The following is a 1556-nucleotide window of genomic DNA, read 5'->3' as shown; positions in this document are numbered from 1 at the left end:
CGCCGACCAGGATGTAACGCAGCTGCCCGGCCTGGACCGTGTTCAGCCACGTGATGGTGCCGGACTCGATCAGGCCGTAGAGGATGCCCTGGGTGAGCGAGAGCACCACCCAGAAGATCATCGCGCCGACCACCGGGCCGAGCACAGTGCCGAGCCCGCCGAGCAGCAGGCAGGTGTAGAGGAAGAACGTCAATTCCGTGCCGTAGTTGGCCGGCTGAACCGCGCCGCGGGGAATCGTGAAGATCATGCCTGCCAGGGCACCGAGCGCGCCGCCGATGATCAGGGACTGCATCTTGTAGGCGTACACGTTCTTGCCGAGCGAGCGGACGGCGTTCTCGTCCTCGCGGATGCCCTTGAGTACCCGGCCCCAGGGGCTGCGCATCAGCAGCCAGACCAGGGTGCAGAAGAGGGCCACGACTGCCCAGGCGACCACCCGGATGAAGAAGTCGCGGTTGTTCATGCCAACGTAGGTCCCCGGCGGGAAGGGGTTCATGGCGTAGAAATCGCCCTCGAAGGCGGCCAGGCCGTTGGCCGAGCCGGTGACGGCGGTCAGCTGGTTGGTCGTGACGATGTAGCGCACGATTTCGGCCGCCGCGATGGTCACGATGGCCAGGTAGTCCGCCCGCAGCCGCAGCGTCGGGATGCCCAGCAGCAGGGCGAAGATGGCGGAGGCGACGACGGCGATGAGCAGTCCGACGAAGAACGGCACATGGAACGTCAGGGTGGAGATGGCGAAGCCGTAGGCTCCCACTGCCATGAAGCCTGCCTGGCCGAAGTTGAGCAGGCCGGTGTAGCCGAAGTGAACCGCGAGGCCGAGGGTGGCCAGGGCGTAGGCAGCTGTCGTCGGGCTGAAAAGTTCGCCGGCGGCGCTGGAAAATATGAATCCGAAGTCCATGGCTGTCTCCTAACCCACGCGCTCTTTGCGGCCCAGAATGCCCTGAGGGCGGAACAAGAGGACAACAATCATGATGAACAACGCTCCCACGTATTTGAGGTCGGCTGCGAGGCCGAACACGGTGGTCAGCTCAACGAAGATGCCGACGATGATGGAACCGACCAGGGCGCCCCAGACTGTGCCGAGGCCGCCGAGGGTGACGCTGGCGAAGATGAGCAGCAGGATTTGCGAGCCCATGTCGAAGGTGACGCCGGGACGGTAGTAGGCCCAGAGGATGCCGCCGAGGGCGGCGAGCATGCCGCCGACCACCCACACGATCCGGATGACGGAGTCGACGTCGATGCCGGAGGCCGCGGCCAGCGCCGGGTTGTCGGCCACAGCACGGGTGGCCTTGCCGAGGCGGGTCTTGAGCAGGACGATCCCGAGGGCGGCGATCACGACGGCGCTGACGAGGAGGGACAAGAGGTTGTTGGGGGAGATGGAGATCGGGCCGATCAGGATTTCCACGCTCTGGGCGAACGGCAGTTGCTGGGTGGCGCCGCCGAAGTAGAACTGGATGATGTAGCGCACGGACAGGGCGAGGCCGATGCTGACGATCATCATCGGAACAAGTCCGGTTCCGCGGCGCCGCAGGGGTTTCCACAGGCCCGCGTCCTGGACG

At 65.6% G+C, this 1556-nt stretch carries 2 protein-coding genes; both read right to left on the bottom strand.

From position 1 onward, the window contains the following. On the bottom strand, positions 1-895 hold an 895-nt coding region (locus tag LQV45_RS31370; RefSeq protein ID WP_230011265.1), incomplete at its 3' end, for a branched-chain amino acid ABC transporter permease. A 9-nt stretch (positions 896-904) separates the two neighbouring features. Beyond that, positions 905-1556, bottom strand: a 652-nt coding sequence (locus LQV45_RS31365) for a branched-chain amino acid ABC transporter permease (RefSeq protein WP_230011262.1), incomplete at its 5' end; no start/stop codon positions are given.

Source organism: Microbacterium sp. Bi128 (assembly GCF_918698205.1).
This window is presented reverse-complemented; position numbering and strand designations above follow the sequence as displayed.